This is a genomic window from Paenibacillus vulneris, assembly GCF_039543185.1.
Lineage (GTDB): Bacteria > Bacillota > Bacilli > Paenibacillales > NBRC-103111 > Paenibacillus_S > Paenibacillus_S vulneris.
The window spans coordinates 61,881-83,868 of sequence record NZ_BAABJG010000006.1 but is presented as its reverse complement, the minus strand read 5'-3'; the positions used below and the strand labels follow the sequence as shown (position 1 = coordinate 83,868).

At 50.8% G+C, this 21,988-nt stretch carries 18 protein-coding genes and 1 pseudogene; 12 read left to right on the top strand and 7 right to left on the bottom strand.

The features are described 5' to 3' along the window. The first annotated feature begins 93 nt into the window (after positions 1 to 93). Positions 94 to 1,188 carry an acyltransferase gene (locus ABEA66_RS05770; RefSeq protein WP_225947887.1) on the top strand — a complete coding sequence of 365 codons (1,095 nt, stop codon included), beginning with the start codon at positions 94 to 96 and terminating at the stop codon, positions 1,186 to 1,188. A gap of 148 nt (positions 1,189 to 1,336) precedes the next feature. Then, complete coding sequence (locus ABEA66_RS05765) at positions 1,337 to 1,615, top strand: hypothetical protein (RefSeq protein WP_225947886.1); 279 nt, start codon at positions 1,337 to 1,339, stop codon at positions 1,613 to 1,615. Positions 1,616 to 1,673: 58 nt separating this feature from the next. Here ABEA66_RS05765 and ABEA66_RS05760 read toward each other — a convergent pair whose 3' ends face one another. Both ABEA66_RS05760 and ABEA66_RS05755 read right to left on the bottom strand, forming a co-directional pair. Further along, positions 1,674 to 2,423, bottom strand: a complete 750-nt coding sequence (locus ABEA66_RS05760) for an SDR family NAD(P)-dependent oxidoreductase (RefSeq protein ID WP_345586865.1) — start codon at positions 2,421 to 2,423, stop codon at positions 1,674 to 1,676. Between the two features lie 346 nt (positions 2,424 to 2,769). Next, a complete protein-coding gene (locus tag ABEA66_RS05755; RefSeq protein ID WP_345586864.1) occupies positions 2,770 to 3,081 on the bottom strand; it encodes an acetyl-CoA acetyltransferase in 312 nt (103 codons plus the stop codon). A gap of 148 nt (positions 3,082 to 3,229) precedes the next feature. Between ABEA66_RS05755 and ABEA66_RS05750 the strand changes: the two genes are divergently transcribed. Beyond that, on the top strand, positions 3,230 to 4,567 hold the full coding sequence (locus ABEA66_RS05750) for a DRTGG domain-containing protein (protein WP_079908395.1): 1,338 nt from the start codon (positions 3,230 to 3,232) through the stop codon (positions 4,565 to 4,567). A 23-nt stretch (positions 4,568 to 4,590) separates the two neighbouring features. On the opposite strand, the gene ABEA66_RS05745 is transcribed toward ABEA66_RS05750, so the two are convergent. From ABEA66_RS05745 to ABEA66_RS05735, 3 genes are all read right to left on the bottom strand, one after another. Further along, on the bottom strand, positions 4,591 to 4,881 hold the full coding sequence (locus ABEA66_RS05745; protein ID WP_079908396.1) for a YtpI family protein: 291 nt from the start codon (positions 4,879 to 4,881) through the stop codon (positions 4,591 to 4,593). Positions 4,882 to 5,002: 121 nt separating this feature from the next. Next, a complete protein-coding gene (locus ABEA66_RS05740; RefSeq protein ID WP_465263662.1) occupies positions 5,003 to 5,497 on the bottom strand; it encodes a sporulation membrane protein YtrI in 495 nt (164 codons plus the stop codon). Between the two features lie 2 nt (positions 5,498 to 5,499). Further along, positions 5,500 to 5,832 carry a YtrH family sporulation protein gene (locus ABEA66_RS05735; RefSeq protein ID WP_079908398.1) on the bottom strand — a complete coding sequence of 111 codons (333 nt, stop codon included), beginning with the start codon at positions 5,830 to 5,832 and terminating at the stop codon, positions 5,500 to 5,502. A 208-nt stretch (positions 5,833 to 6,040) separates the two neighbouring features. On the opposite strand from ABEA66_RS05735, the gene ABEA66_RS05730 reads away from it, so the two are divergent. The 8 genes and pseudogenes from ABEA66_RS05730 (at position 6,041) to ABEA66_RS05695 (ending at position 17,462) form a co-directional block, all read left to right on the top strand. Beyond that, entirely contained in the window at positions 6,041 to 9,700 is a 3,660-nt protein-coding gene (locus ABEA66_RS05730) for a DNA polymerase III subunit alpha (RefSeq protein WP_345586863.1), read from the top strand. Positions 9,701 to 9,918: 218 nt separating this feature from the next. Further along, positions 9,919 to 10,383, top strand: a pseudogene (locus tag ABEA66_RS05725) (phosphatidylglycerophosphatase A family protein); the annotation flags it as partial. A gap of 305 nt (positions 10,384 to 10,688) precedes the next feature. Then, positions 10,689 to 10,880, top strand: coding sequence for a hypothetical protein (locus tag ABEA66_RS05720; RefSeq protein ID WP_028548091.1), 192 nt, complete (start codon positions 10,689 to 10,691; stop codon positions 10,878 to 10,880). Between the two features lie 46 nt (positions 10,881 to 10,926). Then, entirely contained in the window at positions 10,927 to 11,850 is a 924-nt protein-coding gene (accD, locus tag ABEA66_RS05715; RefSeq protein WP_079908401.1) for an acetyl-CoA carboxylase, carboxyltransferase subunit beta, read from the top strand. Next, entirely contained in the window at positions 11,840 to 12,820 is a 981-nt protein-coding gene (accA, locus tag ABEA66_RS05710; RefSeq protein WP_079908402.1) for an acetyl-CoA carboxylase carboxyl transferase subunit alpha, read from the top strand. The genes accD and accA overlap by 11 nt, the downstream gene beginning before the upstream one ends. Further along, positions 12,813 to 14,570 carry a pyruvate kinase gene (gene pyk / locus ABEA66_RS05705; RefSeq protein WP_345586857.1) on the top strand — a complete coding sequence of 586 codons (1,758 nt, stop codon included), beginning with the start codon at positions 12,813 to 12,815 and terminating at the stop codon, positions 14,568 to 14,570. Before accA ends, pyk begins: the two co-directional genes overlap by 8 nt. Positions 14,571 to 14,779: 209 nt before the next feature. Next, positions 14,780 to 15,196, top strand: a complete 417-nt coding sequence (locus ABEA66_RS05700) for an acyl-CoA thioesterase (protein ID WP_345586855.1) — start codon at positions 14,780 to 14,782, stop codon at positions 15,194 to 15,196. Between the two features lie 166 nt (positions 15,197 to 15,362). Next, positions 15,363 to 17,462, top strand: coding sequence for an RNA degradosome polyphosphate kinase (locus ABEA66_RS05695; RefSeq protein ID WP_192701132.1), 2,100 nt, complete (start codon positions 15,363 to 15,365; stop codon positions 17,460 to 17,462). Here ABEA66_RS05695 and ABEA66_RS05690 read toward each other — a convergent pair. Both ABEA66_RS05690 and ABEA66_RS05685 read right to left on the bottom strand, forming a co-directional pair. Then, positions 17,422 to 18,966: a Ppx/GppA phosphatase family protein gene (locus ABEA66_RS05690; protein ID WP_345586853.1), complete on the bottom strand. Its 1,545-nt coding sequence runs from the start codon at positions 18,964 to 18,966 to the stop codon at positions 17,422 to 17,424. The genes ABEA66_RS05695 and ABEA66_RS05690 overlap by 41 nt on opposite strands. A gap of 364 nt (positions 18,967 to 19,330) precedes the next feature. Beyond that, entirely contained in the window at positions 19,331 to 19,882 is a 552-nt protein-coding gene (locus ABEA66_RS05685) for a hypothetical protein (RefSeq protein ID WP_345586851.1), read from the bottom strand. A 943-nt stretch (positions 19,883 to 20,825) separates the two neighbouring features. Between ABEA66_RS05685 and citZ the strand changes: the two genes are divergently transcribed. Beyond that, positions 20,826 to 21,941: a citrate synthase gene (citZ, locus tag ABEA66_RS05680; protein ID WP_345586849.1), complete on the top strand. Its 1,116-nt coding sequence runs from the start codon at positions 20,826 to 20,828 to the stop codon at positions 21,939 to 21,941. The last annotated feature ends 47 nt before the right edge of the window (positions 21,942 to 21,988 follow it).

Here is a 21,988-nt window from a genome sequence, read left to right as displayed (position 1 = left end):
GCATCCCTCTAATTTATGGTACAATGGTAAGGTATAGCAATATCAATAAACTCATGGATATTTTTGAGGAGATACGGAAGGATTGGGTTTCGTTTGGCTGCAAAAAAACCAAAGTTATTGGAGCTGGATATTGTAAGAGCTTTTGCCATATTGGCGGTGTTGTTTATCCATAATACCTCCGAGGCGACGGTGGAGCTTCCTGTCGGAAGCGTCTCACAGGCTGCGTATCTCTCCATTAACAAGTTCAGCAATTTTGCCGTGCCGGTGTTTATTTTCATCAGCGGGCTGGTGCTCTTTTACCGCTATATCGATGATTGGAGCGGGAAGCAGGCGGTGACCTTTTACTTGAAGCGGGTCAAGCAGGTGCTGTTCCCCTATTTGATCTGGTCGGTGGTTTATTACTTGTATAATCAGTGGATTTACGACCCGAGCCGGCTGCATTTTGACGGGAAGGAATTTCTGGATCTGCTGCCGTGGGCGGACGCTTCTTACCATCTTTATTTCATGATCATTATCGTGCAATTCTATCTCATCTTCCCACTGCTTGTCTGGTTGTGCCGGGTGTCGCAGGTCTTCCGCAGCAATCTGTTCCTGATCGGGATCGCCGTTCAAGCCGCTTGCTACGTTTACGGACATTGGGTCGAACCGCTGCCGCACAGTGCTTCGTTATGTGTCACCTACTTCAGCTTGTTTTCGCTGGGGGGGTATCTGGGCATTCATTATGCATCATTCAGCGCGTGGATCAGCAGACATATCGGCTGGGTGCTGCCGTTAAGCGTGCTTTTGGGCTTAAGCTTTATGGGGCTGTTCCTGCTTGAGGAGCTGCTGCATATCACACTGGATAATACGTGGTATGAGGTTATTTTTAATACATATCCGATGTTTGCGGGGATGAGCTTTATCTGGATTGGCCGTAAGCTGGTTCAGTATTGGCCGCGGGTAACCAAATGGCTCCTCTCGTTAGGAGCCGTATCGTACGGCATCTACTTAATGCATCCCGCAGTGCTGACTTACTGGCGCACTCATGTCATTAACGACAGCGGTGCAATGCGTGACTATCATCTGTATATTTTGAGCGGATTTGTGTTAAGCCTGGCTATCCCATGGCTGCTGTCTTATGTGTACGGACAAGCCATGAGGAAGCTACGGCCGACCCCCAAGAAAAAGCTGTCCCAAGGAACAGCTTAAGCAAGCCGCGTTCGCAAGCCCTTTATCCGCTGCCGGATAAGGGGCTTTATTCATTAACCTGTGCCTGACTGTCCGTTTAGAGTGCTATTTTTGCAGGAGGGCTCATACAATGTATTGTACAAGTAGGGACGAAAGGGAGGAGCGGGACTTGAAGGGAACGAAAAATATTGTGTTGATGGGCTTGGCGCTGGGCATGCTGTTTTACGCGGTACCGAGACTGGATTTAAGCTCGGAATCTATCCTGCCGACCGTATTCGGCATTGCATGGATCGCTTTTGCTCTGCTGATCATCGCTGCGCATTTGCATGAGCTGCTCGGGGTGGATGAGGAAGCCAGAGAGGAAATGGAGAAGGTCAAGCGGATGAAAAAATGGCAGCTGGAGCAGATGGTCCAAGGGAAGCGGAAAATGCTGCAGTTCAAAAAATAATCCCCCTAATATGGAAAAACCCGACCGCATAAGCGGCCGGGTTTCTTGCAGTGGACGTTTATTTGAAGGATGCGTAGCCTTGGTCCACCATCACGACACTGCCGTTGATCGCTTCGGCTTCATCCAGCGAGACCAGGTAAACCGAATTGGCAACCGTTTCCGGCTTCGTCAACTCGCCTCCCATAACTTTGGCTCGCATACTATCGAGCATTCCTCTATCCTTAAAGCCTTGAATAATCGGCGTATCCACGGCCCCCGGGGCGATGGCGACGACGCGAATACCGTAGGGCGCCAGCTCCAAGGCAGCAGATTTGCTCATCATAATCACTGCGCCTTTGGTTGCGTGATAGGCGAAGGTCCCTGGGGAAGCAAGGAAACCGAAGACGGAAGCCATATTAATAATAACTCCGCGGATTCCGAGCTCCTTCATTTTCTTGCCCGCCGCGATAATACCGTAGGCTACCCCATGCTGGTTAATGCTGATCGTGCGGTGATACAAGTCCATGTTCTGTTCCAGAACAGGACCGGCCCCGCCGATTCCGGCATTGTTGAACATCACATCGACACGTCCGAAGTGCTGTACGGTCTTATCGAGCAGGGCTTCAACCTCCTCCTGCTTGGAGACGTCCACCTTGATAAAAATAGCCTCGCCCCCTGCTTGAGCAATGAGGTCGACCGTTTCCTGTCCGCCCTGCTCGTTAAAATCGGCAACGACGACCCGGTCGCCTTTGCTTGCAAATTTCAGGCAGGCTTGACGTCCGATCCCGCTGGCTCCGCCCGTAATCACCGCTACTCGTTGTGTGCTCATACGAATCCCTCCAGGTATGCGTTCGGGTCTCCCCGCACCGCAGTTATGTGTTAAGTTCTATAACGATTGTACTCCTGGCTCGAAAATTAGTATATTTAAACTTAGTTATGTTTAACTTAAGTATCGCTAAACTATATTTCGACCCGATATCCACATAAGTCTGCGATTAGGGTTTACGTAGCGGTCCCCTGTTATTCAGAGAAGCCTACTTGCGGAGAGATAACAGCCAAATAAAATAACCCCGTAAAACGGGGTCCAGGCTTCGAATCCGATTCGGATACATTGCAGGGAGCGCCGAAGTTATGTAAATAAAAATCCGTGCTTATCGCACGGATCAGGTTGGGTACTAAAGAAGAGAAATGACAAGCAGCTCATACAGCACCAGCGGCAATATCACGTTGTTAAACCCGCCGAAGGCTGGATTGAAAAATCCGCGTACATGGGTCGGCATCATCTGCAGGTATACATTAAAGCCATCCGTATCCACGATGACACCGTCATAGGTGTGACCGTGAATGGTTTGCACACGAACAGGTCTGTTTAAGTACTTGCTGCACAAGCTGTGAATATGTTCCTGAGTTCTTTGAAGCGTTTGGATAACCGAGGGGTCCATTTGGAATACGGTTTGCATTTGGGGAACCTCTGGCTGGTTATACATGGGCGGCACCTCCATTCAATATACGGTATCCTATGCATTTGCCCAGTTCGAGGTTCTTGAGAATATGGGCTTTTTTTTAGGCCGCGGAAATCCTATAATAGAAATAGTACAGATGAGTACAGAATGGATAGGATGAGGTGTAACAGTTATGGACCATATATTGCAGGAGACGTCAACAAAGCATGAACAGATCTTAAAATATATCGAAAGCTTGAAGATAGGCACCAAAATTTCAGTAAGAAAAATTGCGGAAAAGATGGAGGTCAGCGAAGGAACCGCTTACAGGGCGATCAAGGAAGCGGACAATCTGGGCCTGGTCAGCACCAAGGAAAGAGTCGGTACCGTGCGCGTCGAGAAGAAGCTGCGGGATAATATCGACAAGCTGACGTTCGGTGAAGTAGTGAATATGGTGGACGGAGAGGTGCTCGGAGGAAGCGGAGGATTGCATAAGACGCTGAACAAGTTCGTGATCGGCGCGATGCAGCAGGACGCCATGATGCGTTATATCGACGCGGGAAGCCTTCTTATCGTCGGGAACCGGAGCAAGGCCCATATGTGTGCGCTGGAGCAGGGGGCGGGCGTTCTGATCACGGGGGGATTTACCACAAGCGAGGATGTGAAAAAGCTTGCGGATCAGCTGGAGCTGCCGATCATTTCGAGCAGCTACGATACGTTTACGGTAGCATCCATGATCAACAGAGCGATTTACGACCGGCTGATTAAGAAGAAAATACTGCTCATAGAAGATATCGTGCCGGCCCAAATGCAGGTTTATGTCATGAAAGGCCATCAAACGCTGAAGGATTGGCAGCAGCTGCATGAGCAGACGGGGCATGGCCGCTTCCCGGTAGTCGATGAGTGGAACCGCGTCGTGGGCATGATTACTTCACGGGATTTGATCGGTGCGGAGCCGGAGCAGACGATCGACAAGCTGATGACGCGCAATCCGTTAACGGCAAGCCCGAATACCTCAGTCGCTTCCGCAGCTCACATGATGGTATGGGAAGGCATCGACCTGCTGCCTGTCGTTGATGCAAACCGCAAGCCGCTCGCAGTAATCAGCCGCAAAGACGTGCTCAAAGCGATGCAGCATATTCAGCGGCAGCCGCAGAACGGGCAAACCTTCGAGGACCTGATCTGGTCCGGCTTCAGCGAGGAGCGGACGAAGGACGGTCAGCTGACGTTCCGGGGCCTGATCACCCCGCAGATGATTAACCAGCTCGGCACCGTCTCGGAAGGGGTGCTCACGATTCTTGTTATCCAGGCGGCGTATCACGTTGTGCAGGATATCAAGAAGGGCGATCTTGTGATGGACAACATGTCCTCTTATTTCGTCAAGCCGGTGCAGATCGACAGCGAGATTCACATTATTCCCAAAATTATCGAGGTCAGCCGCAAGTTCGGCAAAATTGAGGTGGAAATTTACCATGCGCAGACGCTGGTTGCCAAAGCCATGCTGACCACCCAATTTATCGATCAGCTGTAGCCGGATTTACCGGAAGCATGGGCTTACTGCTGCCGGCTGAAATGGCTGTGATTGCGCAGTCCCGCGAACAGATTGAACATGCCGAGCAGGAAGCAGACGATGCCGAATACGCGGCGGGTATTCGAATCCGTAAAGAAGAACAGCTGCGAAATCGCAATGACGATAAGCATCAGGCCCATGGCGATGTTCATTCGGGAAGCGTAGATGCCGCGAAGCTTGGGCTCCTGGCTTCTTCTGGACCGGAAGCTGTAAAATACCGAGAAGGCCAGGGTAATGACGATTAGCGCGGGTAAAATGATCTGGGTCAGTTCCATTGCAAAGGCACATCCTTATATTCGTATCATTCAAGCCTGTTCTAACTTTACCCATTTTTCGGCTGAAAATCAATGAACCGGCGGGTTGTCTTTCATTCTTGTCCGCTTCATTAAGAAGAGGCTACATGGTTGTCCGTTTGAATTCTTCAGCAAAGACCCATACCTTCAGCTCCGTCTGAATCAGGAGCATCGTTTTCATATTCACCATATAATCTTTGTCGAGAATGCCGCGGTACGTTTTTTTGGAGAGAAGGCTTTGATAGATATGGGGAGATTCCGCGATAACGGAAATTTTTTGCCCCTTGATCACTGCCAGGTCATTCCGTACGCGCTTTTCGATCTCCTGCTCCGTCACCTTGTCCAACGGATTTAGGGGACTCGACTCCACGACGACGTCGATTTGATTAACCACACTTTGCTGATTTCTTGTTTTTTTGTATGTGTTGTTGTCGAGCATCAGCTTTTCGTTTTCGGCGATAAGCTCGCGATTTTCAATCAGAATTGTATTGAGCTGTTGATGATAAATGCTCAGAAACAGGGCGCTGCCAATAATGATGCCCGCGATGAGAAGTCCGGTCGATTGCAGCAGCCCCTTATAGCTTTCAAACGGAGGCACTCTCAATTGGAGTCGCCTCCTTTGCATATCCAGTAGATGAGAGAGGTACCCGACTGAGCCCCGATAAAAGCGAATACAATCAGCAGAATTTGTTTGATCGCCGGTGAGATGTAGCCCTCTGCCAGGTTGCTTTCGATGAAGCGGATCGGATCGATCGTGCCCCCTACGGCGGCAACGAGCGCCCAGATTTTGATTTGCTCGGAAATGTGCAGCATTTTTAGTGTAGGGGGCTCCATCATGAGCACGGCGGCAATGCCTCCCAGCATGGAACCGCCCAGTACAACTCCGAAGGCAATAAAGAAATCCAGCACGCATTTCGTCAAAAAGTTAACCACTCCGTTCTCCTCCTCATCCTGTTTCAAGCGAGCGAATAAGCCTTACTTGTCTAATGTATGGTACAAGTGTTCGCATTATGATAAAATAAAGAGAAATTTTACTAAGCAATCTAAAAAGCAGCAACGGTCCCGCAAATAAGCAGGCATGTCAAGCGTATGACGGGGATTTTGAGGGCTGACTTACAGAGAATCAAGGGAGGCGGCGCAGGTGAGTGATTTTGTCCATCTGCATGTACACAGCGAATACAGCCTGTTGGACGGCGCGGCGCGTATCGACGATCTGGTAGGCCAGGCAGCCCGGCTCGGGATGAAAGCGTTGGCGTTAACCGATCACGGTGTGATGTACGGCGCCATACCATTTTATAAAGCGTGCAAGCAGCACGGGATCAAGCCGATTATTGGCTGTGAGGTGTACTATACGGCAGGCTCCATTAAGGAAAAGGGAAGCAGGCAGGAGCAGCCGATCTATCATTTGATTTTGCTGGCGAAGAACGAAACGGGTTACCGGAATTTGATGAAGCTCTGCTCCATCGGGCATCTGGAGGGCTATCATTACAAGCCGAGAATCGACGCCAAGCATCTGGCTCAATATTCGGAAGGGCTTATTTGTACCAGCTCGTGCCTTGGCAGCGAGGTTTCACAGCATTTGCTCCATGAGCGGTACGAGGATGCGATGCAGGCGGCCAACCGGTACCGTGCCATCTTCGGCGACGACTTCTTCCTGGAGCTTCAGGATCACGGGCTGCTGGAGCAAAAGAAAGTGATGCAAAGCATGCTGAAATTAAGCAAGGACACCGGCATTCCCCTCATTGTGACCAATGATGTTCATTACGTGCGGGAAGAGGATGCGAAGGTTCAGGATATTTTGCTGTGCATCGGAACGGGCAAGACGGTAGACGATCCGGAACGGCTGAAATTTCCGTCCACGCAGCTCTATTTGAAAAGCGATGAAGAGATGAAGCGGATGTTCGCCCACGTGCCGCAAGCGATCGAAAATACTCGGATTGTGGCGGACCGGTGCAATCTGGAGCTCGAATTCGGCCGTTCGATCCTGCCGCGTTTCGAGCCGCTTCCCGAGCATGCGACGGCAGGGAGTTATCTTGCTGAATTATGCCGCAAGGGGCTTGAAGCACGTTATGCGCATCTGCCGGAATGGAATGACGGCACCTACCGTAAGGACGTGGAGGAGCGGCTCGCTTATGAGCTGTCCATCATCGACCGGATGGGCTTCTCCGATTATTTCCTGATCGTATGGGATTTCATCCGGTTCGCACATGAGCATGGCATCGTGACGGGGCCGGGCCGGGGCTCCTCGGCCGGAAGCCTGGTTGCCTATGTGCTGAAGATAACGGATGTCGACCCGATAAGATACCATCTTCTCTTCGAGCGGTTTCTCAATCCTGAGCGGATTACGATGCCCGATATTGATATCGACTTCAACGACATCCGCCGCGACGAGGTTATCGATTATGTGGTAGGCAAGTATGGTACTGACCGTGTGGCGCAAATCATTACGTTCGGAACGATGGCGGCCAAGGCGGCGGTGCGCGATGTGGGCCGTGTACTGAATCTGCCCTACAACGAGGTGGACTGGGCGGCCAAAATGATTCCGCACCAGCTCGGCGTAACCTTGGCAGAAGCCATTGAGGCCAATCCGGAGCTGAAGGCGCTTGCCGCCAAGCAGCCGAAGACAGCGGAGCTGCTCCAGCTGGCCATGCGGGTCGAGGGCATGCCCCGTCACGCCTCGACGCACGCGGCGGGCGTGGTTATCTCGCGGGAGCCGCTGACGCAGTATGTGCCGCTGCAGGAAGGCAACGAGCAGACGGCGCTGACCCAATATTCGATGGAGCATCTGGAATCCATCGGCCTGCTCAAGATGGATTTTCTCGGCCTAAGAACGCTATCGATTATAGAGCGAACTCTGCAATGGGTGAAGGAGCAGAAGGGGATAGAAATCGATTTTCACAAGGTGCCGATGGATGATCCGGCAACCTATGAGCTGCTGAGCCGCGGCGATACGACGGGGGTATTCCAGCTGGAGTCTCCCGGCATACGGAGAGTGCTGAAGGACATGCGGCCCAGCCAATTCGAGGACATCATCTCGGTGGTGGCGCTGTACAGGCCGGGTCCGATGGAATTTATCCCTCAGTATATTCAGTGCAAGCACGGGCTGCAGGAGGTGGAGTATCCTCATCCTACGCTGGAGCCCATTCTGGGAGATACGTACGGCATTATCGTATATCAGGAGCAGATTATGCAGATCGCTTCGAAGATGGCGGGCTTCAGTCTTGGCGAAGCGGATTTGCTGCGAAGGGCGGTCAGCAAGAAGAAGCGGGAGGTGCTTGATGAGGAGCGCACCCACTTCGTCAAAGGCAGCGTAGCACAAGGGTTCACCGAAGCGGAGGCGAACAAGGTGTACGACATGATCGTACGGTTCGCCGACTACGGCTTCCCCCGGGCTCATGCTACGGCTTACGGCGTGCTGGCGTTCCAGACGGCGTATTTGAAGGCCCACTATCCCGTCCATTTCATGGCGTCCATGCTGACTGCCGTGATGGGCAGCCACAACAAGGTGGCCGAATATGTCGACGAATGCCGCCGCATGGGCATTCCTGTACTGCCCCCGGACGTGAACGAGAGCAGCATCGCGTTTACGCCCGTCATGACACCGGCAGCAAGGCAGCCTGGAGATGCCCAGGCGGCAGACGACGCCGGGGAGCCCGTACCGGCCATACGCTTCGGACTGGCCGCTGTCAAGAACGTCGGCACGCAGGCGATCGATTCGATCATGAAGGAGCGGAGCAAGGACGGCGGCGCTTACGAGAGCCTGGTCGACCTGTGCCGCCGGGTAGATCTTCGCGTCTGCAACAAAAGGGTGCTGGAGTCGCTTATCCAGAGCGGAGCGACGGATTCGCTTCCGGGGCATCGCGCGCAGCAGCTGGCGATGCTGGAGGAAGCGATCGAGGCTGCGGCCAAATGGCGCAAGGAACGTGACGATCTGCAGCTGCACCTGTTCGGATTTGTCGAAGAGGTGAACTGGGAAGTCGAATATCCGGAGATTCGCCCCTTCACAATGACCCAGCAACTGGAAATGGAGAAGGATTTGCTCGGCCTGTACATATCCGGCAGTCCTCTCGATGATTATGAAGAGCTGCTGCGCCAGCTGGAGCACGATCCGCTCCATTTCCTCCAGGAAATGCCCGACCATAGCGAAGTCATAGTGGCCGGCATGGTGCTATCCAGCAAGACGATAGTGACCAAGAAGGGACAGCCTATGGCGTTCATGGAGCTGGAAGACCGTGTAGCCAAGGTGGAGGTAGTTCTGTTCCCTGAAGCGTGGAAGCAGTATGCCCCATTGGTGCAGAAGGGCAAGCCGGTGCTGGTCCGGGCCAAGCTGCAGCAGGGGGATGAGGATGTCAAGCTGCTCGCGGACCAACTGTTTGCGCTGAACGACCCGGACCTCCGGTTCAAGGCGGTGCGCAGGCCCGCTCAACAGCCGGCCGCAAGAAATGTGCAGCAGCAGGTTCCGTCCTCGGCCAAGAGCCGCCCCGCGCCTGCCCCGGCTCCTGCTGCAACCGACAGGCCAGTGAGCCAAGGATCCGCTGGGCCGCAGCAGCGTGAGAGCAGCCGTCCGGTCCGGACGCAGCGCGTGTATGTCAAAATTTCTGCGGACCACGAGCAACCGCAGGTGCTTACCCGTCTCAAGGAGCTGCTGCTGCAGCATGAAGGGCCGCTGTCCGTCATTTTGTATTACGAGAAGAGTCAAAAAACGATCAGCTTAAGCGATCAATTTAAGGTCAAGCCTTCTCCCAAGCTGTTTCAAGCGATGGAGGAGCTGCTTGGTAAAGATACGGTAAAAGTGAAATAATCGGCGCTTCCTCCGCATACATTTAGTAACCCGGGCTGTCTTACGGCTTGACCGAATAAGACACGTTAAGCGTGAACCGGCCGCATCGTCAATCGGTCCGCCGGAATCACGGTAAGGAATACGTTCGCTATCCTTATAGCTTGTCCCTATGCCAGCGTACTGGACAGCGGAACGGATTCCCCTTGGTTATTAGCTGGCTATGGAGGAGGCGTTGTTTCATGTCACATCAGCACATTGTGGAATGGTTGGAAAATCGGGGCGTTACGATCGAGAGGATCGCCGATATCGTTTTGAAGCTGCAGCTGCCTTACAACGCTCAACTGAAAAAAGAAGATTGCATCGAAAGCGTTTTGGCGATTCTGAAAAAACGCGAGGTTCAATATACGCTGTTTACCGGTATTGCGCTTGATGAACTAGCGGAGAAAAAGCTCCTTCCGGAGCCGCTTCAGTCTATCATGGAGCGGGATGAGTCTCTTTATGGCGTTGACGAGACGCTTGCGCTCGGCATCGTTCATGTCTACGGCATGATCGGCTTGACGAGCTTCGGCTATCTGGACAAAGAGAAGCTGGGCATTATTCGCGAGCTGAACGATCACTCGACAGGCATTCATGTATTCCTGGACGATCTTGTGGCGGGACTAGCTGCAGCGGCTTCTGCCCGTATCGCCCACCGGCACCAGGACGAGCTGGACCATTCGACGGTTTCTCCAGCCTCTCCTTCTGCGTCGAATACGGTACAGGACGGGTCTGACGTCCCTTCAGCCGGCACCTCCCGTGCTGACGACGACGCAACCTCCGAACCATAAACTTCGAACAGTTCCTGGATCGAACAGGGGTTTCTGAACTATATGCAGAAGCGGGGGATGCCCGGCTTCTCTTCTTTTTTTCACCACAGGATAAAAACGTGTGCGGACGCCTTGAACCTTTCTTGCGGGGAAAAGAGAAGATATGATATCATTAGTGCATTATGTTCGGGAGGTCTTTTTTCATGTGGACCGTTATTTATATAGCTCCTACAGCAAAAATTGCAGACAGAATCAAGCAGAAATTGACGGAAGAGGGCTTTCTGGTTCAAGTACGGGCCATAAACATGACGAAAAATCAGTTTGAAATTTTAGTCCCGGAAGGTGAACTTGAAGAAGTTCAAGATGTGCTGAATTCCATATTGCATAGGTCTTAAGAACCGAATGGATCACATTTGAACTCTACGCAAGCGAGGTGTAATCGTGTCATTTATAGATTTGTTTCAGAAGAAAAGAAAGTATGCTACCATTCCAAGCGCGGACAGGTCTGTCACACGAGCAGGTGACGGCGGTGACTTATTGCCGGAGGATAAGCCGAAACGGGAAATTCCTGAGGGCTTGATGAACAAATGTCCGAAATGCGCTGCGATTCAATTTACTAAAGAATTGGACAAAAACTTGAAGGTATGTACCACATGCGGGTATCACTTCAAACTCAGCGCGGTCGAACGCATTCAGATGATTATGGATGAAGGCCGCTTTTTTGAATATGACGCCGAGATGAGCTCGGAGGATCCGCTTGAATTTCCGGATTATGTCGGCAAGTATCGTAAAGCCGTCGATGCGACTGGCATGAACGATGCGGTGATCACAGGCGAAGGAACGATTGGCGGTTTTCCTGTCGTTGTAGCTGTCATGAGCTTTGACTTCATGGGAGGCTCGCTTGGCTCGGTCGTCGGTGAGAAAATTACGAGCGCTATTGAGCATGCAATGCAAAAGCAATATCCGTTAATTATTTTCTCTACATCAGGCGGCGCCCGCATGCAGGAGAGCATTCTCAGTCTGATGCAGATGGCCAAGACAAGTGCGGCTTTGGCTCAATTCAATGAGCAGGGCGGCCTTTATATCTCAGTCATTACTGACCCTACGTTCGGCGGGGTTTCGGCCAGCTTTGCGATGCTTGGCGACTTTATTATTGCCGAGCCCGGGGCAGCATTCGGGTTTACAGGCAAACGCGTCATCGAGCAGACGATTCGCCAGAAGCTCCCCGACAATTTCCAGACGGCGGAGTTCAACTTAAGTCATGGGCAGGTAGACATGGTAGTTGTACGCAAAGAAATGAAAAACACGCTGACCCGGATACTGGATCTGCATGTTGTGAAGGGGGATTTGGCAAATGGCCGGTGAATTGCCCTTTGAGCAGCCGCTATTGGAGCTGAAAGCCAAGATTGAAGAGCTGCGCAAGTTCGGCGCCGAGAAGCAAATCGATTTCTCGGACGAAATCGCCCGTTTGGAGCAGCGCTACGAGCAGGAAGCCGAGAAGGTCTACAGCAATTTGACGACGGCGGAGAAGATGCAGCTTGCCCGTCATGCGCAAAGGCCGACGACGCTTGATTATATCCAGCATATTTTCACGGACTTTATGGAGCTGCACGGTGATCGTCATTACGGTGACGATCTGGCCATTGTAGGTGGACTGGCCCGCCTGGACGGAATTCCCGTTACCGTAGTCGGTCACCAGAAGGGCAAGGATACGAAGGATAACATTGCCCGCCATTTCGGGATGCCGCATCCGGAAGGCTTCCGTAAAGGCTTGCGTTTGATGCAGCAGGCTAACAAATTCAAACGCCCTATCATTACGTTCATCGACACTCCGGGGGCTTATCCTGGAGGCGCTGCGGAAGAGCGGGGACAGAGTGAAGCGATCGCCAGAAACTTGATGGAGATGGCTTCCTTCGGTGTGCCGATTCTCTGTGTCGTTGTCGGCGAAGGCGGCAGCGGCGGTGCGCTTGCGTTAGGAGTAGGGAACCGCGTATTTATGCTGGAAAATGCGATCTATTCGGTGAGTACGCCGGAAGCGGCCTCGTCGATTCTGTACAAGGACGCGTCCAAAGCAGGGGAAACAGCGGCGGCGATGAAAATCACCGCGAACCATATTCATGCTCTCGGCGTCGTAGACGGTGTCATTCCGGAACCGCGCGGCGGCGCGCATCGCGATGTAGCCCGCCAGTCTGAGCTCATTAAAGAAACCTTAACAAAGCATTTGAAGGAGTTAATGCAGCTCTCAGAGAAAGAATTGATCGAAGATCGCTATCAGAAATTTAGAAAAATCGGTAGGTTTACTTACATTCAGGAGGGTAATCACAATCATGCGTAAAACCAAAATTGTATGTACGATCGGTCCGGTGAGCGAATCGCTTGACATGTTCAAGAATCTCATCAATGCCGGAATGAACGTCTGCAGACTGAACTTCTCACACGGCGATTTCGAAGAGCACGGCAACCGGATCCGCAACGTGCGCCAGGCTTGTCAGGAGCTTGGAAAGAATGTAGCGATTCTGCTTGACACGAAAGGCCCGGAAATCCGTACAGGCAAATTAAAGGATGACCAAAAGGTCGAATTGATTCAGGATAACTTCATTACATTGACGACGGAAGACGTGCTGGGCGATGCCGATCGTATCTCTGTCACTTATAAAGATTTGCCGAAAGACGTGAAGGTCGGTTCCACGATTTTGATCGATGACGGTCTTATCGGTTTGGAAGTTGTAGACTTGACGAGCAAGGAAATCAAATGCCGTATCGTGAACGGCGGCTTGTTAGGCGGCAAGAAGGGCGTTAACGTCCCAGGCGTTAAAATCAATCTGCCGGGGATTACGGAGAAGGACGCCAACGATATTATTTTCGGTATCGAGCAGGGAGTTGACTTCATCGCTGCTTCGTTCGTGCGCAAAGCGAGCGACGTCATCGAAATCCGCGAAATTTTGGAGCGTCATAATGCGACGCACATCCAGATCATTTCCAAAATCGAGAATCAAGAAGGCGTTGAGAACCTGGATGAGATTCTCGAGGTGTCCGACGGCCTGATGGTTGCGCGTGGTGATCTCGGCGTTGAGATTCCTGCCGAAGATGTGCCGATCGTGCAAAAAGCGATGATCAAAAAATGTAACCAAGCCGGTAAGCCGGTTATTACCGCAACGATGATGCTGGATTCCATGCAGCGCAATCCGCGTCCGACTCGTGCGGAAGCAAGTGACGTGGCCAATGCGATCTTCGACGGTACCGATGCAGTGATGCTGTCCGGTGAAACGGCTGCAGGGAAATATCCGATCGAATCCGTTATGACGATGGCCAAAATTGCCGAGCGTGCAGAGACGGCCTTGGAGCACCGTGAAATCTTTATCCGTCAAAGCAATGCTCAACAAAGAACGGTTACGGAGTCGATCAGCCAGGCTGTGGCTAACTCCGCTATGGATCTTGATGCCCGTGCGATCTTGACGGCAACGGAGAGCGGCTATACGGCACGGATGGTGTCCAAATACCGCCCTAAAGCGCCTATTATCGCCGTAACTCCTAATGAGCAGGTGCTTCGCCGCTTGTCGCTCGTATGGGGTGTCGTTCCGGTTAAGGGTGAGAAATGTGAAACGACGGACGAGCTGTTCGAGCTTGCCGTAGACAGCAGTGTCAAAGCGGGCTTGGTCAGCTTGGGCGATACGGTTGTTATCACGGCTGGCGTTCCCGTAGGCCGCTCCGGAACAACGAACCTGATCAAGGTACATCAAATTGGCGAAATGATTGCCAAAGGTCAAGGCATCGGAACGCAAATCGCAACAGGCAAGGTTATTACGGCCCGTACTCCGGAAGAAGCGAACGCCAAGGCTGTAGAAGGCTGTATTCTTGTGACCCTTACAACGGATAAAGAATATATGCCGGCTATTGAGAAGGCTGCTGCGATCATCACGGAAACCGGCGGTATTACCTCTCATGCGGCAGTGGTCGGTATCAGCTTGAGCAAGCCGGTTATCGTCGGCGTTGAGGGCGCTTTGGGATTAATCAGTGACGGCACAGAGGTATCCATTTATCCTGAGGTCGGTGTCATTTATTCCGGCCGTGCCCGCGTATTGTAAAAAGAAAAGAGGTTTGTTAGGCAGCAGGAGGGGACATGCCTGCTCCCAACAAGCCTCAACCCCGGAGTGAAGTCGACGTCATAATCGGTTTCACTCTTTTTTTATCAGCAAAGCAGGTTATATCCGTTACACGCTGGTGAACAAGGAATAGTCCGCGACCAAGCCAAATTTTAAAAAAAAGGCCATAATAGCATAGTGGGAGGGAAAGCATGACTCCATCCGCATGGTTTGAACATACGATTAGAGTTCGGTACCAGGAAACGGACCAGATGGGTGTCGTCTATCATGCCAATTATTTGAATTGGTTTGAAATCGGAAGGACCGAGCTGATTCGGGCACTAGGCATGCCTTATCAAAGAATTGAAGAGCTGGGGCTGCTGCTGCCTGTTATTGAGGCCGAGCTGAAATTCCGATTGCCCGCGAAGTATGACGATCTGATCACGATTCGTACCCGAATAGAGGATTTCACTCATTTGCGGCTGCAGTTTGCCTCCGAAATACGCCGGGGCGAAGAGCTGCTGGTCAGCGGCGGAACACGGCACGTATGGGTGAATAAAGCCTGGAAGCCTACCAGAATCGATAAGGCTGCGCCGGAGCTGTATGAGCTGCTTCAAAAACAAGGCTGAATCGGAATACATAGCGCGTCTTTACATAAAATTTACAAACAACCTAATCTCCGATGACAATGTCGAACTACCATGAAGAAAGTAGAATGAAAACGGTAAGCCGTTGCTAGAGACGGATAGTTTCATTTTCGAAAACGGGCGAATCTGATGGAGGTTACGTGATCCTATGAAAGAGATGACGCAAAGAGAAAGAGAAGCATCATCGAATTATTTGAATAGAGATTTAAGCTGGCTTGAATTTAACTGGCGGGTCTTGGAAGAAGCACAGGATGCGGAGACGCCGCTCCTGGAACGAATCAAATTTTTATCGATCGTATCGTCTAATTTAGATGAGTTTATGAGTGTCCGGGTCGCAGGAATCAAGGACCAGATTAAGGCAGGCTACGTAAAAAAGGATTTCACAGGCTACACCCCGGCAGGCTTGTTCAAGCGCGTCATGAAACGGTCTGCCAAAATGGTAGCGGAGCAGTACAAAACGTATCGTGATATTTCGCGGCAGCTGGCCAAGGAAGGCATCATGTTTACGGAGTACGAGGACCTGAATTTGACGCAGCGCAAAGCGATGGATGAATATTTCCATGAGATTATTTTTCCTGTGCTGACTCCTATGGCGGTTGACCAGAGCCGGCCTTTTCCGCTTGTTCATACCCAGGCGCTTTATCTGGCGGTCGTCCTTATGAAAGAGGGAGAGGATCCGGACAGCGAGCCTTATTTTGCCATTGTTCAAGTGCCATCCAATTTATCACGCTGCATAGAGGTTCCGGTTCGTACCAACAGCAAGAAGCATGAGTTCGTCCTGCTGGAGGAGCTGATCGAGCAGCATATTCAGACGCTGTTCTCCGGCTATATCCCTATTGCCGTGAACGGCTTCAGGCTGACACGGAACGCCGATCTGACGCTGAACGAAGAAGGCGCGGAGGATTTGCTCGAAGAGATCGAGAAGGAGCTGAGACGGCGCAGATGGGGCTCTCCTGTCCGTTTGGAGGTCCAGAAGGGCATTCATCCCTATGCCCTGGATCAGCTGCAGGAGGAGTTCGAAATTTCGGACAACATCTTTGAAATTGACGGGCCTTTGGATCTGACCTACTTTATGAAGCTGTCCGGCTCCTTGAAGGGCTACGATCATCTTCGCTTCAAGCCGGTAGAGCCTGTCTATCCAGCGGAGCTGATGGATACGGATGACGTATTCGAAACGTTAAGACAGCAGGATGTGCTCGTCTACCATCCATACGAATCGTTCGATGCCATGACGGACTTTATTTGCCAAGCGGCTTATGATCCCCAAGTGCTGGCGATCAAAATGACGCTCTACCGGGTCAGCGGCAACTCGCCGTTAATCCAGGCGTTGGCGAGCGCAGCGGAATCGGGTAAGCAGGTGACGGTTGTCGTTGAGCTGAAGGCCAGATTCGACGAGGAGCGCAATATTGCTTGGGCACGCATGCTTGAACAGGCGGGCTGCCATGTCGTCTACGGGCTGGTCGGCTTGAAGACCCATGCCAAGATCACCTTGGTCGTTCGCCAGGAGCAGGAGGGGTTACGCCGGTATGTGCACGTCGGCACAGGCAATTACAACGATAACACGGCAAAGCTGTATACGGATGTCGGCCTGTTTACTTCCCATCCGATCATCGGCGAAGACGCCTCTGCTCTGTTTAACGAAGTGACAGGCTATTCGGCGCCGCATAACTGGAAAGCGTTCGGCGTCGCTCCTACTGATTTAAAGGATAAGCTGTTTGAGAAGATACGCCGAGAAGCGGCTCATGCCTCGATGGGCAAACCGGCTCGAATCATCGCCAAATTCAACTCCTTGTCCAATCAACAGATGGTCGATGAGCTGTATGAGGCTTCCAAAGCGGGGGTTAAGATCGATTTGATCGTACGCGGGGTTTGCTGCCTGCGTCCCGGTGTGCCGGGGCTCAGCGAGAACATTCGCATCTTAAGCATCGTGGATCGATTCTTGGAGCATTCGCGCATTATCTATTTTGAGAACGACGGAGACCGGGAGGTTTATATCTCCAGCGCGGACTGGATGACGAGAAATTTGACCCGCCGCATTGAGCTGATGTGCCCGGTATTTGATAAGGATATACAGGAGTCCCTCATACGTATTCTGGAGCTGAGCCTCAACGATAACGTCAAGGCCAGGCAGCTGCAGTCCAATGGAATGTATGAACGGGTAGTCAATGAGGAAAAACCGCTGAGAAGCCAATTTGAGGCCATGAAAATCAGCTCATGGAAGAAAAAGCATCACTTCCATCTAACGTAAGCTTCAGGCCCCATATTTTTTTAAAGTCTTTTTGCAAAGCCGCGACCTCACCGTATTCCACGGAGGGGTCGTGTTTTTGTTTCACTTGAAGCTGCAGCTTGTTATCCGGTGTAACGGCCGCCTCCAAGGAAGTGAAGACTTGAGTTTCCGAGCAGTCCAGCGCAATGGCCAGCTGCAGCAGCGTGCCGAGCTTGATGATGAGGTCACAGTCGGATTCCTGCAAAACTTCCTTGTATTGAAGGCAGATTTGCTGGGTTCTGCCTTTCGTTTTGAATGCCGCAATGGCCGCGCAGAGCAAGGTTTCCCGATGACTCAGCCCATCCAGCCTCGAATTGGCGATCATATAAAAGGAGTGCTTGGAGAACTGGTAATACTGGAACGATACACCGATCCGATAAAGCAGCGCAGCGATACGAAGGCAGGTTCGGCTGCTATCGTCCAGCCCATGCAAGCCTTGAAGGGCGTCGAACAGCTCCGTGGCGAAGTCAGCTACCTGCTCCAGATGCTCCGGAGGAACGCAGGAATGAAGCCCTAGCAGATTGCGGGCGCTTCGTTCGGCCAAGCTGCACGGCGAATGCTGACCGGACAGGTATGATTCGTAAAATAATCCGTCTCTAAGCCCCGCGCCGCTGATGATATAATGGCTTGCTCCGCAGGCTTCATACAGAGTATGCAGGATCATCAGCCCCGGCACAATAATGTCGTACCGGTCCTTGGAAAGTCCGTCTACCTTTTTTCTTTTATCTGCAGGGAGCGAGGGCAGCCATTGCATGAGTTCGTTCATATCCTCCGCCGACATGGCGTAGTTATGCGTAAGGGGAAGCGGGTATTTCCGCTTCTTTTGATTGATTTTGCACAAGCTTCGTATCGTGCCTCCCAAGCCTATCATTGGAAGCCCCGGATGCTCCATGATCCAGGGCTCGCTTGCGACAGCTTGCTGGACCATATGACGGATGCCGTTAACTTGCTCTTGGGTGAACAGGCTTCCTGAAGCGAAACGGGCCGTAGTATTCACCGCGCCAAAAGGAAAGGATACGCTTCGTTCGAGCTTGCGGTTACGGAACAAAGAGACCTCTGTACTGCCACCGCCGATGTCCACCAGGAGACCATGCTCTACGTTCAACGCATGGATCATGCCCAAAAAGCCGATTCGCGCTTCATCCTCTCCGGACAGCAGCTCGACGGTCATTCCGCTTCGTTCCTGTATCATATCGATAATTTGCCTGGAATTCGCGGCATTCCGAATGGCCGCCGTTGCTGCCGCCCGTACTTCTGTAACATGATAGGAGCGGCAAATCGTTTGAAAATGAAGCAAAATCCGAACAATAAATTGTATGTTATCTTGAGAAAGTGTATTATCGGCGTCAATCCGTTGGCTCAGTCGGGCCGATTGCTTGAACTCTCCAATTACTCTATAAGCATGAGAAGCGTTGATTTCATATACGACAAGTCGAATGGAATTGGAACCGATATCGATGATGCCGATTCTGCGGGTAGCAGGCATAGGATTCCTCCGTAGGCTTCATAGTTTCAAATAACATTATTTTACCATCGTTTGTCTCCGGAGCAAAATGTTTCTGAAAACGGACTTCTCGCTTGAACGAGAGCACTTCTTCATTGGAAGTGATAGGAGTTTTGCACTTTTTTCGCAAATAAACATAAAATAGCAGCAACCCATAATGTTCAATCTTTTTCCTCTGCCAAGCGGAGGCTTTTTTGGCTGCTTTCTTTTTTATAAAAAATAAACCCTCACTCCTTTGGGAATGAGGGTTTACTCTGCCATAATCGAATGGATAAGATTCCGAGGTTATCGGATGCGGCAATTTTCGAAGTAAAAGGCTCCATATTTTAGGGATACTTTTCAGATATTAAGGAGCTGTATGAGTAGATGCAGTCAGAGACGAATAGGTGATACTTGCTGTGGTTCCAACTGCAAGGACAACCCCGCTCACAGTCACCTCTATGGCATAGGTATGCGTTCCAGGTGCTAAGGATGCAGCGAAATACGTAATCGGAATAGAGCGACTGATAGTTAGAGCTCCAAGAAGAGTAATGGCAAGAAGCTCAGAACTAGCTGCTGTTGCAACAGCAACACTATCTTGAAGTAAGGTTACAGTGAATGTAGGGTTTAATGCAGCAGCGAGTACAGCTGTAAAGCTAAGGTTTACGGTTACCATACCGTCAACAATGACTTGGTTAGCAGCGGCTGAGACAGGGACAGCAATCGTAACAGCAGTGACTGGAGTACCCGCAGCAGTAATTGCGGTAGGTACTGTACCTTGAGCGCCTGTTGCTGCAGAACCTGGCCCGGCAGGTCCAGTGGCACCAGTAAGCCCTGTAGGTCCTGTGGGTCCGGTTGGCCCTGTAAGTCCAGTTAGTCCAGTAAGACCGGTTAATCCGGTGAGACCTGTTTCACCCAATTTTCTCATCTCCTTTCATTGTTTATACAGCATGATATGCTAAGAGATTCTAATTGATAGGGTGTCTGCATTACAGCATGTACCTATTTTTGCTAAAACGGAACAACTGACATAAAAAGAGCAGGTTATGCTTTGCTAAAAGCAATAACCCGCCGCTATAAGTTTAGTCATCTTCTTTAGATTGGGGCAATTTATTCGATGAAGTGTCTGATAGGAAGGCCAACTCGTTAATGGAATAGTTAAGTCGTTTACCAAAGTTTATTTGATTCCGGATTGTCTTGTTATTTACGTGACTGGAAGCACCCAATTTATCCTTCTTAATCGACCTTTTACCGTTTCTTTGTTTCTTATTTTTCATTGGTTTTATCCTTTTTTAAGAATTTACATTCGTTTTATTAATACGCTGACAACTTCGCTATGGTGACTAAAAACGAGTCTGTATACCATGCAGTGACGATTTTGTAATGTATGCGCGAAGCTCATGCACCGGGCAAGCTTTTTTATGATAAAGGCGACAAAGGGGAGGGATGCTTCTGTAGTGCTCTTATCTCCCGCAATTGGACAAGGTGTTGTTTCAGGAATCATTATGCTATTATTGGAAAGACTAAAATCCAGTGCCGTATCGGTTTTTGAAACTTCTTGACTCATGGGAAATTCCCTGTGAATACAGAGATAGCATATGTTTATTGTGCTGATAATGAACTTTTATGTCCAAATTTGTTTCCTTTGTTCGTTAAATCATTTATAGTAGAACTATAGAAGTTCTCTATAAGTGAACAACTTCACTTATATGCATGGACGTCTTTTCCATGTATAAGTTATTTGCTTGCACGCATAAAAGCAAGTACAGACCCTTGGTCGGGGATGCTTCGATACGTTTTTTTCAGAACCATGATCTATGGTATAGTAACTATATGAACTTGATCGCAAAGGAGAGATTGCTTTGACTGCTACTAAAGGATTAGAAGGAATTGTTGCTACTACGTCCTCCATCAGCTCCATTATTGACGGTGTTCTCACCTATCGTGGGATTGACATTGATGATTTGGCTGAAAACGCAAGCTTTGAAGAGGTTGCTTATTTGCTGTGGTACGGCAAACTGCCGAACCGCTCCGAATTGGCTCAACTGGTGAAAGACCTGAACACTTACGCTCCGGTTCCAAGCCAAGTGATCGAGCAAATCAAATTGTATCCAAAGGATACGAACTCTATGGCAGCTCTTCGTTCGGCAGTATCTTCTTTGGCCCTTTATGATAATGAAGCCAATGATATGTCGCCGGAGGCTAACCTTCGCAAAGCGATTAAACTGCAAGCACAGATCCCTACGATCATTGCAGCATTCGCCCGCATTCGTGAAGGCAAGGAGCCTATCGCTCCTAAGAGCGACGCTACTTCCGTAGCACAAAACTTCCTGTACATGCTGATCGGCAAAGAGCCGGATAAAGTGGCCGTTGAAGCGTTGGATAAAGCGCTGGTTCTTCACGCTGACCATGAGCTGAATGCTTCCACTTTTGCTGCTCGCGTTACGGTTGCTACCTTGTCCGATATTTATTCCGGTGTAACATCGGCTATCGGCGCTTTGAAAGGACCTCTTCACGGCGGTGCGAACGAAGCGGTTATGGCTATGCTGGAAGAAGTCGGTTCCTTCGAGAATGTAGAAAGCTACATCAACAACAAGCTCGAAAACAAAGAAAAAATCATGGGCTTTGGTCACCGCGTATACAAAAACGGCGATCCTCGTGCGAAGCACTTGCAAAAAATGTCACAGGAGCTCGGTAAAATCACCGGCAACATGAACTGGTACAACATGTCCATCAAAATCGAAGAGATGGTAACCGGACAAAAAGGCCTGAAGCCAAACGTAGACTTCTACTCCGCGTCTGTATACACATCCTTGGAAATTCCGCGTGATTTGTTTACGCCGATCTTCGCAATCAGCCGTACATCCGGATGGACAGCTCACATTCTGGAGCAATATGAGAACAATCGCTTGATTCGTCCTCGCGCAGAATATACCGGTCTTTCCAACCAAAAATACATTCCGATTGAAAATCGTTAATCGATTATCAATAAAGAGCTAAGCAAGCAGCGGGTTGCTGCAGCGAG

Bases quoted from the DNA above. Each gene is read 5' to 3' on its own strand.
- ABEA66_RS05695 (WP_192701132.1), top strand. From the start codon at position 15,363: ATGAAAGAGATGACGCAAAGAGAAAGAGAAGCATCATCGAATTATTTG.
- ABEA66_RS05750 (WP_079908395.1), top strand. From the start codon at position 3,230: ATGGACCATATATTGCAGGAGACGTCAACAAAGCATGAACAGATCTTA.
- pyk (WP_345586857.1), top strand. From the start codon at position 12,813: ATGCGTAAAACCAAAATTGTATGTACGATCGGTCCGGTGAGCGAATCG.
- ABEA66_RS05760 (WP_345586865.1), bottom strand. From the start codon at position 2,423: ATGAGCACACAACGAGTAGCGGTGATTACGGGCGGAGCCAGCGGGATC.
- ABEA66_RS05755 (WP_345586864.1), bottom strand. From the start codon at position 3,081: ATGTATAACCAGCCAGAGGTTCCCCAAATGCAAACCGTATTCCAAATG.
- ABEA66_RS05690 (WP_345586853.1), bottom strand. From the start codon at position 18,966: ATGCCTGCTACCCGCAGAATCGGCATCATCGATATCGGTTCCAATTCC.
- ABEA66_RS05745 (WP_079908396.1), bottom strand. From the start codon at position 4,881: ATGGAACTGACCCAGATCATTTTACCCGCGCTAATCGTCATTACCCTG.
- ABEA66_RS05700 (WP_345586855.1), top strand. From the start codon at position 14,780: ATGACTCCATCCGCATGGTTTGAACATACGATTAGAGTTCGGTACCAG.
- ABEA66_RS05720 (WP_028548091.1), top strand. From the start codon at position 10,689: ATGTGGACCGTTATTTATATAGCTCCTACAGCAAAAATTGCAGACAGA.
- accA (WP_079908402.1), top strand. From the start codon at position 11,840: ATGGCCGGTGAATTGCCCTTTGAGCAGCCGCTATTGGAGCTGAAAGCC.